This is a genomic window from Actinomadura sp. 6N118 (assembly GCF_044326415.1).
In the GTDB taxonomy this organism is placed as follows: domain Bacteria; phylum Actinomycetota; class Actinomycetes; order Streptosporangiales; family Streptosporangiaceae; genus Spirillospora.
In genome coordinates this window covers 75,318-89,815 of record NZ_JBIRAZ010000022.1, presented here as the reverse complement: position 1 = coordinate 89,815, position 14,498 = coordinate 75,318, and the positions used below count along the sequence as shown (strand labels likewise).

Sequence of the window (14,498 nt, the reverse complement as noted above, 5' to 3'; positions counted from 1 at the left end):
GGTCCGAGCATGAGGTAGGTCACGGGAACCGCCAAGATGGGGGATCGCGTCAGTAAGAACGTTTCGTGATTTCTCTGGGAAGGTTTTTCATGGGTGACGCTCCTTTTCCGCTGGAAGCGATCGAGGCTCACGAGCGGGGGCGGGCGGCGGCCCGGAAGAACGACGTCGAAGGCGCCGAGCACTGGTGGCGTGTCGCGGCCGAAGCGGGTGTCCCCGACGCGGCCTTCCAACTCGGCTACCTCGCCGAGACGCGGAACGACCACGCGGAGGCCGAACGCTGGCACCGGCAGGCGGCTGAGGGCGGCCACGACGGCGGAATGCTGGGTGCAGGGGCGGCCCTGGAAAAGCAGGGCCGGAAGGAAGAGGCCCTGACGTTCTACCGTCGCGCATGGGAGGCGGGCGCCGACGACAAGGCGGCGTTCAATCTGGGCCGCATCTACGACGACGACGGCAAGGGTGACCTGGCCGCGGCGGCCGAGTGGTACGGCCGCGCCGCCGAGAAGGGCAACGCCGCCGCCGCGTACAACCTCGGGTACGTACGTAGCGACCTGGGCGACAAGGCGGGCCAGGTCGAGGCCTGGCAGCGCGCTGCCGAGCTCAAATATCCCCAGGCCGCTTTCAGCCTCGCCTCCGTCCATCTGGAGGACGGCGACGAGGACACGGCCGTCACGTTCTGGCGTCAGGCGGTGGCCGAATTCGGGCATGCCAAGGCCGGCGAGAACATCGCCATCTATCACACGCGGCGTGGGGAGCCGGAGAAGGGCAGGTTCTGGGACGAGGTGACCCGGGGGCTGACCGCCTATAGCCCGCAGTTCGAAAGGTTCGGGGCCTGGACGTGCGCCGCGTCGATCCACCGCCAGGACGTCCTTTACGAAGCCTTGGGCGAGGGCGACGTACGGTTCAACCTGGAAGAGGCGACGATCACCCTGGGCGACCGGACGTACGCCGGCATGACCAATCTGGGCAGCTTTTCCCATCTGGACAAGAGCTGGCTGTGGTCGTGGGCCAACCCTGCCCTCGGTCAGGACGTGCCCGCGCTGGCCCGGTTGCGCGAACTGCGTGAGTACGGTGAGCGGAACGACATCCCGGAACTGGTGGTCGGCCGTCTGGACCTGTCCGGGTTCCCGCAGCCCCAACAGGCGGCCACCACGATGGCCATCGCGGCCGGCGCGCTGCTCGGCGGCAATGGCCTGCATTCCTGCAGCATCAACGAAGGGAAGGGATCGGCGTACTTCCACCTGGACGACCCGCAGCTTCCCGCCGACGAGTACGACCACATCGCCGCCGCGCGGCTGCTCATGACGGCGGCGGAGGTCTTCCCCTCGGACCCCCGGCTGGTCGTGCGCGGCTTCCTGGCGAACTACGGCTTCAGCCTGCAGATGTCGGCAGACCGCATGGGGGGCGAGTCGCCGCAAGGGCACACCCTGATGGTCGGCTTCACCGACACCGGCCGCATCAAGGCCATCTCAAGCGGGGCGGACCGGACGTAACCGCCTCGGCGGGAGCCCGCTTCCGCCGCCGGGTAAAGCCGCCCGCCGGACCTGACAACACGTGGCCAGGCCCCGGCGGGAACGTTGACGACGATCACCAACGGGCGGCCGCTGCCCACTGACCGCGGGGTGCTGAAACTCAGCGGACGTAGCGGCAAGGGTCAACGACCCGGCCTTGAGGGGCAAGGTTTGCAGCTCGTGACAGTCCCTGACTGGGAGGACGGTGACATGGCCGCATGGGGCATGTTGACGAATGCCCACGCCGTGCGTGCGCGTCTTTGGACGTTCACGGCGGCGATGTGGTCGGCGGGGCCAGCGAGCCCGCACCGACGACAGGAGAAGTCGTCCCGGGTGGAACGGTTCTTTTTGGAGACGTGCCCGCAGCGCGGGCAGGTCTGGGAGGTGTAGCGCGCGTCCACGCTCACCACCGGCACCCCGGCCCGCATGGCCTTGTAGCCGATAAAGGTCTCGAGCTGGTGGAACGGCCAGGACGAGATGGTGGCCCGCTGGTGCCGTGCAACCCTTGTCCGGTCACGGATGCCGCCCAGGTCTTCCAGGGCGATCCCGCGTCCGGTGCGTTCGGCATCGGCCACCACCGCCTTGGCGATGGCGTGGTTGATGTGGGTGGCGTGCCGGGCTTCGCGGCGCGCACGTTTCTTCAGTTTGCGTTTGGCGGACTTGGTGCCCTTGGCCTGCAACTCGGCCCGCACCCGCGCCATCCGACGCCGATACTTCGCCAGGCCCCGGCCCTGATGATTGACCCCGTCGGAGGTGGTGGCCAGGTTGGCGACACCCCGGTCCACGCCGATCCAGTCACGCGGATCAGCGTTCAGCGGCGCTTCGGGCACATCGCAGGTCGCGACCAGGAACCACTTCCCGTCACGGAACAGCAGATCCGACTCGCCCTGCCGGTGCCCGGCAAGCGTCTTCAGCTGCGCGGGCGACCCGGTGTAGGCCACACCCTTCAGACGGCCGTGCACCGTCCACAGCGACACCGCACGGGCGTCGTACTGCCACGACAGATTCCGGTCATCAAAAGGGTGCGCCGCATCAGGGCGGAAGGTGATCGGCTTGCCCTCGGCCTTGAGGCGGCGCGGCGAATCCTCCGTGCCCAGCCGCCCGGCCTTGATCTGGCCGCGCAGGGTCGTGTAGGCGTCCACGACCTTCTTGATCACCCGGACGACGGCCTGCGCCCCCAGCCCCTGCGACCTGAGCTCGGTGTAGACGGCACGGTGCAACGGCACCTGCCTGGCCTTCAACCCAAACCGGTTGTACGCCACCGCCGACGCGTGGTTGGCCGCCGCATTACAGGCGTGCAGGGTCGCCGCCAGGGCCGCCGCCTGCTCGGGCGTCGGCAGCAGCTTCATCTGCACCACGATCTTCACACCCCTGACCGTAGCGGTACGCACCGACAAAATCACTCAGCGTCGCACATCCGTCGTCATCGACGCACCGGACCAGAAAGGACGATCACCATGCCGCGTTTCCTCCCCGCCCTCAAGGACGGGGGCTCCACGCTGTAGGCGCCGGATGAACTTTTACGGTGCCGGTATTCGTTTCATGAGGCAGCGGCCGTGTGCCGGAGTGTGCTGTGTCGCTCCGGCGTCCGGTGCGCGATGATCAGCATTCCGCTTGCCGTCGTCAGGACGGCGCGTCGCCGAGCGCGCCACCGAACCGCCCCGCAGGAGCACCTATGAGTCGCCGCACTGACCGCGGTTCCGTTGCGACCACGTCTCGGGAAGGCGAGCGTCCTGAGGAGGGGGAGACCGGCGAGGCTCCGAGGTCCTATCGAGGGGCCGCTGTGCGGTTGCTCGCCTTCGTCGCGGTGCTGGCGGGCCTCGGGGTGCTGGTGGCGGTGGGCGGCGGCTCGTTCTGGGAGACGATCAGTGAATGGGTCGATTCTCTCGGGTTCTGGGGCCCGCTGGTCTTCGCGCTGTGTTACTCGCTGGCGGTGATCGCGCTGATCCCCGGCTCGGTGCTGAACGCGTCCGCGGGGGCTCTCTTCGGTGTCACTCTGGGCTCGGCGGCGGTGCTGGCCGGGGCCACCGCGGGTGCGGCGCTCGCGTTCGGCCTGGCCAGGCTCCTGGGACGCCCGGCGGTAGCCCGGTACACCGGGTCGGGGCGGCTTGCCCGTCTGGACTCGTATCTGTCACGCCGTGGCTTCGAGTCGGTCCTGGTGTTGCGCATGGTGTCGCTGTTTCCGTTCGGCGTGGTCAACTACGCGGCCGGGGTGGCAGGCGTGCGGTTCGCGCCCTATATGGCGGGCACGGCGCTGGGGATCGTGCCGGGAACGCTCGTCTACACCGGGCTCGGCGGGGCGTTGCGTGAGCCCGGTTCGCCGGTGGTGTGGATCGCGCCGGTAGGGCTGGTGGTCCTGAGCGCGGCGGGCTGGTGGGCGGCCAAGGCTGTCCGCTCCCGTATCGGGGAGGCTGACGCGGAGCCTGGAGATTCCTGAGGAGCATGTCGCGCCTCTAGAGGTGCGTCCACAGCTCTAGTGCCAGGTCAGCGGATCGGCGGAGCTCGGTGTGGCTCCCACCGGCGGCGGCCTGGACCGCGATGCCGTCGGTGAGCACCATGACGAACCGGGCGAGATCGCCGGGATCGCGATCGGCAGGCAGGTCACCGGAGGACTGTGCGAGCTCGATGCGTCGCCGCAGCGCGAGTTCGCCCGCCTTCCTGCGCGCTATGGCGTCCCTGCGCACCGGCTCGGCCTCGTCTCCGCACGCCTGAACGGTGCGCACGGTCAGGCAGCCACCTTGGCCCGAGGTCAGCTCGACGGCGCCATAGATCAAGCGTTCCACCACGTCCCGCATCGAGGGAAGTTCGAGAGCCTCGGAGGCGTACCGGCCCGGGCCTTCGAAATAGCGGTCCAGCACCTTGCCGAACAGCTCCTCCTTGTTGCCGAACGCCTCGTACAGACTGGGCCGGCTCATGCCGATCGCCTCGGTCAGATCCGAGAGCGTGGTGCCTTCATACCCCTGGTGCCAGAACACCTCCAGCGCCCGCTCCAGTGCGGCGTCGAGATCGTGGACCCGCGGACGACCTCCCGGCATGAGCGTCCCTCCTAGTTTCCTACCTAACAGTAGGTTACATGATTGACAGGGGCATGCTGCGCTCTCTAGTTTCCTACCGAGCGATAGGAAACTAGCGAGAGGGTGATCATGAGCGGTCGGCGGCAGCGGATCAGGGTCGGAATCGTGGGGGCAAGCCCGAACGGGAGCTGGGCGGCGGCCACCCATCTGCCCGCTCTGGCCCACCTGGAGGAGTTCGCCGTCACCGCGGTGGCCACGTCCAAGCCCGAGACCGCGCGGGAGGCCGCGGCCAGGTTCGGAGCCGCGCATGCCTTCACGAGCGCGGCGGATCTGGCCGGTCACCCCGGCGTCGACCTCGTCGTCGTGTCCGTCAAGTCGGCGGGACACGCGGAAGCGATCCGAGCGGCTCTCGCCGCGGGCAAGCACGTCTACTCCGAATGGCCGCTGGGCGTCGACGCGGCCGAGACGGCCGAACTCGCCGAGGCCGCGGCCGCCGCCGGAGTCGTCCACGCCATCGGCCTGCAGGGGTACCACTCGCCCTCGGCCCTCTTCGTCAGGGATCTCATCGCCGAGGGCCGCATCGGCCGCGTCGAGTCGGCCGCGTTCATCACCCCGGGTGATCCCTGGGGCGGCGCCCGGATCCCCGAGGCGCTCGCCTGGGGCACCGACCCGGCGGCGGGCGCAGGCGTGCTGACCATCATGGTGGGACACGCGCTTGCGACGTTCGAGCATCTCGTCGGCGGGTTGGCGCAGGTCTCGGCGGTGGTGGCCAACCTCCACAAGAAGGTCGCCGTCGCCGAGACCGGCGAACGCATCGCCAACCAGGCGCCCGGGCAGATCGCGTTGACGGGACGCCTGGGCGACGGCGCCGTGGCCTCACTGACCGTCCACGGAGGCAGCAGCACCGCGGGTCCTGACGAATTCCTCCTGAGGATCGCCGGCACCGAGGGAACGCTGACCATCACGCCGGTCCGGGCCGGCGTGTATCCGCACTGGACCGAATGGAACATCAGGCTGCGGTCCGTCGACGGCGTCACGACAAGCCTGGACGTCCCTGCCCGCTACCGCATCGTTCCCGCAGGCGTGCCCGACGGGCCAACCGTCAACGTCGCGGCGCTGTACCGCGAAATCGGTCAGGCGATAGACCAGGGCCGCGACGCGAATCCCAGCTTCGCCACCGCCCTGCACTACCACCGGCTATTGGAAACCATCGAACGCGCGTCACAGACCGGCCAGTCCCAAGCCCTGACCGTCGAATAAGCGCACCGATCACACCTTCGACCAGTGCGTAGGTCTCCTAGACGCTCTCGTCGGGGCGGGGTTTTCCTTCCAGCGCCTCGGCTGCGCCGAGAAGGTCGCGGAGGCCGATTTCCTCGCGTTCGACATCCATGGGATCGAACAGCCATTGGGAGGGCGGCAAGCCGGTGGTCTCCTCGGGGTGGCTCGCCTCGGCCAGGTTCAGTTCCGCCTCGACCTCGGTCTCGAGCTCGTGCAGGAATTCGTTGTCGCCGGTCGGGGTGCTCATCGTTCCTCCATGGGCTGGTCGGGTGGATGTCGGACAGGCCGGGCGGGTGACCGCGTGGATCAGCTGCATCGAGATCTGCCCGGAGGCGAACAGTCGGGCGAAGCGCTCGCCCTGGCCGGCTGCCAGCGCGAAGGCAGGGTCGGTCCGGTGCCGGGTGGCGACGATCGCGGCGACCTGGTCGGCACGTCGCGACCAGGACAGCGGCGCGTCACCGGGCTCGTCGATCTGTTCGAGCAGCTCGAAACCGGTGTCGTCGAGCAGTTCGGCGAGTTCGTGCTGGGTGGGGAAGTGGTTGCCGTCCGGAGATGGAAGGATCAGCGCGCATCGGGCGACGGTCACCAGGAGCCCCAGTGAACCACCGGGCGTCAGCACCCGGTGGATCTCCTTGAGCAGAGTGGCTTTGTCCTGGACGGTGCACAGCACCCCCAGGCACCAGGCGGCGTCGACAGATCCCGGCCGAAGCGGGAGCCGTCGTCCGTCCGCCATGATGACCGGCAGTTTGAAGAGCCGGGCGGCGGCCCGGCAGGCGGCGGGCATCGGTTCGAGCAGGATCGGCCGGACCCCGAACCGTTCGGCCGCCCAGGCCGCCGGGCCGCCGGCTCCGGCGCCCACGTCCAGCAGCCAGGTTCCCTCTCTCAGCTCGCACGCCTCGGCCAGCCAGGCCAGTGCGGCCGGGCTCGCACTGCCACGGCAGGCGGCCGGGATCGCGTGCCGTTCCCCGAGTTGTTCGACGGCGTCGGCGGTCCAGCCGGCGACATCATCGAACTCGGCAACCATCGCCGATGCGGTCATAGCAGAACCTCCGCCCTGTCACAGCGCTCCACCGCCGCAGCCGTCCGTCGCCAGTTACGACAGGGCGGCCCTCAGCCCTGTGACAGCTCCAGCGTAATTTCTTCGGACCTTTGCCGTTCAGACGCGATCATGATGGCGATCAGCAGGACGCAGACGGCGGCGAGAAGGGCGACCACGGCGGTCACTCCGATCAGCGGCGCCGCGAGCGGCAGGAGCAGGGCGATGGTGGCGCAGCCCAGAGCCGCGACGGGATGGACGACGGGTTCGGGCACGATGGGCGCGTGGACCAGCCAGAGCAAGGTGATGAACGCGGCGAGCGGGATCGCGACGGCGTAGCTGACCGCGAGGGGTGAGGCCGTGAGATCGTGCCCGGTCCGCTCGACCGCGACCTCGATGCCGGCCCCGACGGCCGCCAAGGCCGCGAAGATGCCGTAGTGGCCGTATCCCCACAGGTAGGAGCGGTGGCGGCGGTTACTGAGACCTTCGCCTGCCGGTGCCAGGAAGTAGAGCCACCACAGGGCGAACAGCAGGACGAGGCCGGAGCCGGCGACGATGAGGAAGGGGCCGCTGACCTTGGCCGTCTCGAGTGCTCCTTCGACGCCCCTGGACACGGCGAGGACACTCTCGCCGAGCAGGATGATCGTGAACAGCCCGTACCGCTCGGCGATGTGGTGCGGGTGCCAGGTGGTGGGCCTGGTCCGTTCCGCCCACCGAGGCACCGCCAGCTCCAGGAGCGCCAGGGCGACGAAGGCGGGCACCTGGGCCGGCGACGGCAGGGCACCGGTCTCGGCGAGCAGGAGGCGAAGCAGCCAGCCCACCTGCAGGGTGGCGAGGCCGGCGGCATAACGCATCGCGGTACGGCGCCCCGCCGGATCCTCGATGCCGGCGCGGACCCACTGCGCGATCAGCCCGATCCTCATGAGGAGGTATCCCAGGGTGACGGCCCGGTAGTCGGCATCGTTCGCGGCGGGCACACCGGCGGCCAGAACGAGCACGCCCGCCATCTGCACCATGGTCAGCAGCCGGTAGGCGATGTCATCGGTGTCGTAGGCCGACGCGAACCAGGTGAAGTTCATCCACGCCCACCAGATCGCGAAGAAGACCTGGAAGAAGGGGGCCAGCCCGTCCATGGCGTGGCCACCGGCGATGTCGTGGGCGAACTGGGCGGTGACGGCCGCGACCGCGACCACGAAGGTCAAGTCGAACAGCAGTTCAAGCTGGCTTGCGGCGCGGTGCGGCTCGTCGATCGGGCGCGCGCTCATCCGGACCCGGATTCTGCTTCTGGCGCTTTCTGGTGGCACGCCTTTGCTCCTGTCACTGCCTGCGGTTTATCAGTACCATCACCCCGTAACGAACCTTACAGGAGTATCTGTGGCGCTTCCTGAGCCTCCGTACATCGCCGTCTATATCACCTCGACTCTCTCCGACGACCTGGACGGTTACGACGAGCTGAACGACCAGATGGTGAAGTTGTCCCAAGAGCAGCCCGGCTACCTGGGGCGCCAATCCCTGCCTGGCGAGGCGAACGAGGAACGAGTGGTCATCTACTGGTCCGACCTGGACTCCCTCAAGGGATGGCGCCTGCACCCTGAACACCAGGTCGCGATGCGTGCCGGGCGCGAGCGTTACTACGCCTCGTACGACATCCGTGTCACCAGGGTCGAACGCGAGTACGGCTTCAGCCGCGACTCGGCAGGCTGACGTCCCACCGCCCCTATTTTCAGCGGCCGGCATTCCGAAGAAACCGCCGTCAGAGCCCCGCCTGGCCGAGGATCAGCTGGAGCTCCGCCGCGCGGTGCGGAGTGATGGCGCCTTCCCTCTTCCGGGTGCCGACCTTCTCCCGCAGCTTGGCGAGATGCTGGCGCAGCAGATCAGGATCGCCGGACCCGGAGTCCTCGAAGGCTCCTCTGATCAGATTGTTGAGGTCGAGGCCGACGTCATCGCGAATCTGGCGAGCGGCCACGCCCTGATCGACGGAGAACCGGAACTTGCCGAGCATCTCCCTGAACCGGACCGGCAGCGGGGTCACCGGGATGCTCGGGCGGGACACCGTGGGACGAGGGCTGGTGGGCCTGTCGGGACTGACGGTGCTTGGATCCGGGGAGGCGGAGTTGGCCACCGGAGGTGACGGCGAGGATGATGGTGCCGGTTGCGGGTTTGACGCGCCGGTTGTGGCGGGTGGTCTCGGTATGGGCCGGCTCAGGAGGTCGCCGTCGTCGGTGAGCGCGGCGCTGATGGCGATCTGCAGCGTCGTCGCGGCCAGCGACGCCACCACCAGCACCGCGAACGCGATCCAGGGCAGGCTCAATCGCCGCTGGCGTTGCGGTGTCCGCGTGTCTGCCGGCTGTTCCCCCGGCACCGTGGGCGCGTTCACGTCCGCACGGTCGACAGGACCCGGGTCAGGCGGTCGGCGGTGTCCGGGGCGAGACCCTGCTCGCGCAACCGGGTGGCGATCTTCTCCTGCAACTGGGTCAGCCGATCACCCAGGTCGACCTGCCGTCCCTGGAGGAGTTCGTTCCGCAGGTTGGTGATGACATTGCCGAGGTCGACCGCGACATCAGAACGGATCTTGCCCAGAGTGAACTCCCGGTCCACCATCGGTTTCAGCCGCCCCAGCACGTCCAGCGCCCGCGTGCTGCCGGTTGTTTCAGGGCGAATGGTGATGGCCGATTCTTCAGGTGAAGGAAGGGTGGCCGAGGGCTGGGGGTCGGGCACCATTGGCGCAGAGTACACCGGTGTGGGCGTGGTCGCGGCTCGTTCGTCGGGAAGTGCCGCCGTGGCCGGCGGCCGATTGGCCGCGAAAGCGATGACGGCCACCATCGCGGCGATGGCGAGAATGCCGAGGCGCGCGAGAGACCATTCGCGTTTGCTGAGACCCGTGTGCGCCGGTCGCGTTCGGACGGGCTCGCGGACCGGTGCTGCGATGATTCCCGTGGTGTCGAGCGTGAGGGTGTCGAACGAGGCTGCTTTGGAGCGGACGAGGACCTCCGCTGCCTCGTCGGCCGATGGCCTGGTCGCAGGGTCGGACGCCCGGCAGCGAGTGGAGAGCCGTGCCACTTCTTCAGGAACGTTCGCCGCCGGAAACGCGTCCAGGCACTCATTGAGGATGGCGCCGAAGGCGTAGACGTCGGCTTTCGGTCCGTCGGCGTCCTTCGCTGTGGACAGCGGGGCAGTTTCCGAGTCGGAGGACGTGCCGAAGTCCACCGTGCCGAAATCCTCCGTGCCGAAATCCACCAGCTTGACGCCACCGGGAGCGAGGATCGCCTTGCTCGATCTCAGGTCACCGTGGTTCACGCCGTTCACATGCGCCGCGGCCAGCGTGCTGGCGATTCGCGCACACACCTCCAACGCTTCGGCCAGTGCGAGAGGGGCCCGTCTGAGCCGCGCCTCGAGGTCCTCACCTTCCAGGAACTCCGTCACGACATAAGGGACGGGGCGGCCGTCGGCGTCACGCGTGCAGTCGAAGTCGTAGACCGTGGCGATGCCCGCGTGGGTGAGACCGGCGGTCTTGCTCATCTGCTGCTGGAACGCCTGGTGCTGACCCGGGGTGATCGACCCCAGTGCCTTGACGATGATGATCCGGTCCAGCAGGTCGTCCCAGGCCCGCCACACCTCTCTGGCGCCGCCGCCGTCATCGAGACGCTCCACCAGCCGATACCGCTCATTGAGCTGCAATCCGGCTCGCACAAGACCCGCTTTCTCCGCAGAGGTAGTCGTCCTACCTGGCCGACTTCATGGATCCCAGGTCAGGAAGTACGCACTGCGCGAGCCGGAGGTTCGGCGAGAAATGGGAATTTGTGCTAGCCGTTGCCCGGCTCCATCAGCAGCCGGTCCATGAGGAGATGGAGGTAGGCACGGAACGAGCGCGCGGCGGCCGGGTCATCGGCGGGGATCATCCCGCTCTTGGGGGCCAGAAGGCCGGAGCCCATGAAGCCGTGCACGCACCACACCAAAGTCCCCAGAAGGTAGTAGGTGTCCACGTCCGGCGGCACCACGTTCCTTATCTCGTTGGCGGCCTGTTCCATCAGGGGACGCGAGAAGCGGTCTTCGAAGTCGGCTATGTCGGCGGCATCGGAGACCCAGCGATGCATCCACAATGCGCTGATGTTGGGATTGTCCAGGTAGAAGTCCAGGTACGCGTCGGCGAGCCGGTGCACGGCTGCGGGCCCGGGTTCGGCGGTCGCCATGTACTCCTGCAGCATGGCCTGCTCTGCCTCGAAGAATCGCTGCATCACCGACAGGTAGAGCTCCCGCTTGCCGCCGGTCATCTCAGTGAGCTGGGCGCTGCTCACCCCCACGGCGTCGGCTATGAGCTGGAAGGGGGTTCCGTCGTAGCTGAGCTCAGCGAACAGCCGGGTCGCCACATCGATGACCTGGTTGCGAGTCACAGGGTCCGCCATGCCATCACGGTATGGGGGACTCGGTAGAGAGCCGCCGTTCCCCCATTAAGGAACACGCAAATCACGTCCACCACGACGCCTGGGCGCCACCGATTCGAACCATGGCCCGCCGTGGCGCGTATGTATCGGAGATGTCACGCCCAAACGGACGACGATGATGGCGGCGCCGTCCCCTGTCCACGAGGAGTGTTTTCCGTGTCGTCGGACTCCATCGATCCCGGCTTGCTGCGAAAGAACACGCACAGCCCGTCCTTCTTCGCTCTCAAGCGGGCCTCGTCGGGGCAGCTGGACCTTGTGGATTTCTGCATCCCCTGCAACCCGTACTTTCCGACACCTGAAATGTTCGGCCAGCTGGCGGGCACCCTGGAGCAGATCCTCAAGTACTACCCGAGCGACGCGGACACCATCACGGCCGAGCTGTGCGCCACGCTCGGCCTCAACCCGCAGACGGTGGTGATGGGGAACGGCTCGACGGAGCTGATCACCTGGATCGACCACCTGCTGGTGAAGGAGAGCCTGGCCACGCCGATCCCGACCTTCGGGCGCTGGACCGACCAGCCGATGGAGACCGGCAAGCGGGTCGACATGTTCCAGCTCCACGAGATGCGCAACTTCGAGTTCGAGGTGGACCACTTCGTGCAGTTCGTCCGGCAGCGCGGGTCACGCGTGGCCGTCATCTGCAACCCCAACAACCCCGACGGCGGGTACGTCCCCAGGCATGAGGTGGTCAGGATGCTCGACCACCTGATCGACCTGGACCTGGTCGTCGTGGACGAGTCGTTCCTGGACTTCGTGAACGCCGAGGCGTACACGAGCGTCGCCGACGAGGCCCGGATCAGGCCCAACGTGATCGTGCTCAAGAGCCTGGGCAAGAACTTCGGCCTGCACGGCATCAGGTTCGGCTACCTGGTGGCGAACCCGGCGCTGGCGAAGGTCATCCGGGCGGCCCTGCCCAAGTGGAACCTCAACTCGTTCGCCGAAGTCGTGGTCTTCCTGCTGCGCGAGCACCGTGAGGAGTACGCCGAGAGCCTGCGGTTGCTCGCCCGCGACAGGCTGGTGATGTCTCAGCAACTCGCCTCGTTGCCCGGCCTGAGGGTCTTCCCATCGCAGGGCAACTTCATCATGGTCAAGCTGCCGGACGGAAGGGACGGCGTCGGGCTGCGCGACTATCTCATCGAGCAGCATGGCGTGTTCGTCCGCGAGTGCGGCAACAAGCTGGGTTCCACCAGCCAGTTCCTGCGGCTGGTCGTCCGCCCGCAGAACGACGTGCAGCGGCTGCTCGTCGGGCTGGGTTCCTACCTCTACGGCACAGCCTCGCCGGCCACGCTGGCGGGAGCCATCCCAGACCTGGTCAACAGCACGGAGTTCGGATCGTTCAACGGTGTCACGGACACCAACGGCTTCAACGGTGTCACGGACACAAGCGCCTTCAGCGGCGCAACGAACCCGAACGCTTACAACGGCGCAGCGAACGCGAACGCCTACAACGGTGTCACCGACCCAAACGCCTACAGCGGCGCCACGGACTCCGCCGCCTACAACGGCACCACGGATTCTCCGGCCTACAGCACCGTCGACGAGTTGCGCTCCTATCTCGCCAGCAATCTCTCCAGCAACGTGGTGCCGGGCCAGGCCAACGGAAACGGCGCCTCTCAGGGGTCGGCCTACGAGTCGGACCGGTACGGCCGGTTCGAGCCCCAGGCGCAGGAGGCCCGCCCAGCCTGAGCGATGAGTTCCGAGGGTCGTCCCGGTCCATATCGGTGCACGGATTCGCACCTACCGAGGAGGACGGAACAGATGGGCAAGTGGAGACGGCGGGTCGGGGTGTTGGCAGCCGGACTCATGCTCGGCGGGCAGGCCGTGGGCGTCGCGGCTGCGGACGCAGATGAAAGGCGGACCTACGAAGGGCAGATCGACGGCGCGAAGTACAAGGTCGTGGTGCCGGAGGGCTGGAACCGCACGCTGGTGCTCTACAGCCATGGCTACTACCCGGAGGGCTTCCCCGTACCGGGCGGTGGCATCGCGCTGAGCAACCACCCGCAGACCGCGGAGTGGCTGCTCGATCACGGATACGCGCTGGCGGCCTCGGAGTACAAGGGCAAGTACGGCTATACGGTCGAGCCGGCGTTGACGGACCAGATCGCGTTGCTGGACTGGTTCGGCAAGAACGTCGCCAAACCACGGCGGACCGTCGCGACCGGGCAGTCGATGGGCGGCACGGTCGCGACGTTGCTGGCCGAGCGGAACCCCGGGCGGTTCGCGGGCGTGGTGGACATCTGCGCGGCCTTCGACTTCAGCGGCTATATGAACACGGCGCTGGACCTCAACTTCGCCGTCAAGACACTGCTGGCGCCAGGGAAGGACATCGACCTCGTCCACCCGAAGAACCCGCAGGCCAGCGCGCAGGCTTTGTCGGACGCGATCGATGAGGCGCTCAAGACGCGTGAAGGACGCGCTCGGCTGGCGCTGGTGGGGTCGTTCGGCAACATTCCGGCCTGGTACTCCACCTACGACCCGAAACCGACCAAGCTCGCGGAGCGGATCCGGCAGCAGGCCACGTGGGTGCAGGGTGCCTACACCTTGGGCAACGGACCCATCGGGCGCGCGGACATCGAACGCCGCGCGGGAGGTAACCCGTCCTGGAACGTCGGGGTCGACTACGGGCGTCAGTTGGCGCGTTCAGGGCAGAAAGCCCTGGTCGCCAAGGCGTACCGGGCAGCCCGCCTCAATGTGAAGGACGACCTGAAGCGGCTCGCCGACGCTCCTCGCATCGCCGCGGATCCAGGAGCGGTCCCGTACCTCTTCCGCTACGGGGTCGCACGGGGGACCACGCCCGCTCCCGTTCTCACCATCCACAACACCGGTGACGGCGGCGCCCCTGCGTACGGTCAGCGCTGGTACGCGAACCAGGTCAAGCGGCACGGCGACCCGGCCAAACTGCGTCAGACCTTTGTCGACCGGGGCAGCCACTGCGCGTTCACGGCCGCCGAGGAAGTCGTCACGATGCGGAACCTGATCGAACGACTCGACACGGGTAAGTGGCCCGACCTCAGCCCCAAGCGCCTCAACCGAGCGGCGAGCGCCTTCCCGGAGCCGTACCAGATCCCCATCGACTTTCTGACCGACCAGAAGAAGACCGTGAAGCCCGCGTTCACAACCTTCAGCCCGGGCTTCCCGACACGCTCCTCCCGCTGACTCATGGCTCCTGGACGGGCCCACCCTCGGCCCGTCCAGGACGCTCTCCCAGCTCCGCCGTCCG

At 67.8% G+C, this 14,498-nt stretch carries 13 protein-coding genes; 6 read left to right on the top strand and 7 right to left on the bottom strand.

Features of this window, described 5'->3' with window-relative positions; all coding sequences use genetic code 11:
- Positions 1–89 precede the first annotated feature (89 nt).
- On the top strand, positions 90–1,490 hold the full coding sequence (locus tag ACH34W_RS42175; RefSeq protein ID WP_395966827.1) for a tetratricopeptide repeat protein: 1,401 nt from the start codon (positions 90–92) through the stop codon (positions 1,488–1,490).
- 161 nt (positions 1,491–1,651) lie between these two features.
- Here ACH34W_RS42175 and ACH34W_RS42170 read toward each other — a convergent pair whose 3' ends face one another.
- The gene (locus ACH34W_RS42170) at positions 1,652–2,875 is read right to left on the bottom strand and encodes an RNA-guided endonuclease InsQ/TnpB family protein (RefSeq protein ID WP_395966826.1); all 1,224 of its coding nucleotides are present in this window, start codon (positions 2,873–2,875) and stop codon (positions 1,652–1,654) included.
- Between the two features lie 308 nt (positions 2,876–3,183).
- Here ACH34W_RS42170 and ACH34W_RS42165 point away from each other — a divergent pair, with 308 nt between their 5' ends.
- Positions 3,184–3,945, top strand: coding sequence for a TVP38/TMEM64 family protein (locus ACH34W_RS42165; RefSeq protein ID WP_395966825.1), 762 nt, complete (start codon positions 3,184–3,186; stop codon positions 3,943–3,945).
- 16 nt (positions 3,946–3,961) lie between these two features.
- Here ACH34W_RS42165 and ACH34W_RS42160 read toward each other — a convergent pair whose 3' ends face one another.
- Entirely contained in the window at positions 3,962–4,543 is a 582-nt protein-coding gene (locus tag ACH34W_RS42160; RefSeq protein WP_395966824.1) for a TetR/AcrR family transcriptional regulator, read from the bottom strand.
- A gap of 108 nt (positions 4,544–4,651) precedes the next feature.
- On the opposite strand from ACH34W_RS42160, the gene ACH34W_RS42155 reads away from it, so the two are divergent.
- The gene (locus ACH34W_RS42155; protein ID WP_395966823.1) at positions 4,652–5,782 is read left to right on the top strand and encodes a Gfo/Idh/MocA family protein; all 1,131 of its coding nucleotides are present in this window, start codon (positions 4,652–4,654) and stop codon (positions 5,780–5,782) included.
- A gap of 37 nt (positions 5,783–5,819) precedes the next feature.
- Here the strand turns inward: ACH34W_RS42155 and ACH34W_RS42150 are convergent, their stop codons facing one another.
- Both ACH34W_RS42150 and ACH34W_RS42145 read right to left on the bottom strand, forming a co-directional pair.
- Positions 5,820–6,839 carry a class I SAM-dependent methyltransferase gene (locus tag ACH34W_RS42150; protein WP_395966822.1) on the bottom strand — a complete coding sequence of 340 codons (1,020 nt, stop codon included), beginning with the start codon at positions 6,837–6,839 and terminating at the stop codon, positions 5,820–5,822.
- A gap of 71 nt (positions 6,840–6,910) precedes the next feature.
- Positions 6,911–8,101, bottom strand: coding sequence for a low temperature requirement protein A (locus ACH34W_RS42145; protein ID WP_395966821.1), 1,191 nt, complete (start codon positions 8,099–8,101; stop codon positions 6,911–6,913).
- Positions 8,102–8,210: 109 nt separating this feature from the next.
- On the opposite strand from ACH34W_RS42145, the gene ACH34W_RS42140 reads away from it, so the two are divergent.
- Positions 8,211–8,540 (top strand): antibiotic biosynthesis monooxygenase family protein, encoded by a 330-nt coding sequence (locus tag ACH34W_RS42140; protein ID WP_395966820.1) that lies wholly within the window; start codon positions 8,211–8,213, stop codon positions 8,538–8,540.
- 49 nt (positions 8,541–8,589) lie between these two features.
- On the opposite strand, the gene ACH34W_RS42135 is transcribed toward ACH34W_RS42140, so the two are convergent.
- The 3 genes from ACH34W_RS42135 to ACH34W_RS42125 all read right to left on the bottom strand — a co-directional run bounded on the left by ACH34W_RS42135 (position 8,590) and on the right by ACH34W_RS42125 (position 11,239).
- Positions 8,590–9,213, bottom strand: coding sequence for a hypothetical protein (locus tag ACH34W_RS42135; protein ID WP_395966819.1), 624 nt, complete (start codon positions 9,211–9,213; stop codon positions 8,590–8,592).
- A complete protein-coding gene (locus tag ACH34W_RS42130; protein ID WP_395966818.1) occupies positions 9,210–10,487 on the bottom strand; it encodes a protein kinase in 1,278 nt (425 codons plus the stop codon). The genes ACH34W_RS42135 and ACH34W_RS42130 overlap by 4 nt, the downstream gene beginning before the upstream one ends.
- Before the next feature lie 152 nt (positions 10,488–10,639).
- On the bottom strand, positions 10,640–11,239 hold the full coding sequence (locus tag ACH34W_RS42125; protein WP_395966817.1) for a TetR/AcrR family transcriptional regulator: 600 nt from the start codon (positions 11,237–11,239) through the stop codon (positions 10,640–10,642).
- A gap of 195 nt (positions 11,240–11,434) precedes the next feature.
- On the opposite strand from ACH34W_RS42125, the gene ACH34W_RS42120 reads away from it, so the two are divergent.
- Together ACH34W_RS42120 and ACH34W_RS42115 are read left to right on the top strand one after the other, a co-directional pair.
- Positions 11,435–12,964 carry a pyridoxal phosphate-dependent aminotransferase gene (locus tag ACH34W_RS42120; protein WP_395966816.1) on the top strand — a complete coding sequence of 510 codons (1,530 nt, stop codon included), beginning with the start codon at positions 11,435–11,437 and terminating at the stop codon, positions 12,962–12,964.
- A gap of 72 nt (positions 12,965–13,036) precedes the next feature.
- Positions 13,037–14,434 (top strand): alpha/beta hydrolase family protein, encoded by a 1,398-nt coding sequence (locus ACH34W_RS42115; protein WP_395966815.1) that lies wholly within the window; start codon positions 13,037–13,039, stop codon positions 14,432–14,434.
- The last annotated feature ends 64 nt before the right edge of the window (positions 14,435–14,498 follow it).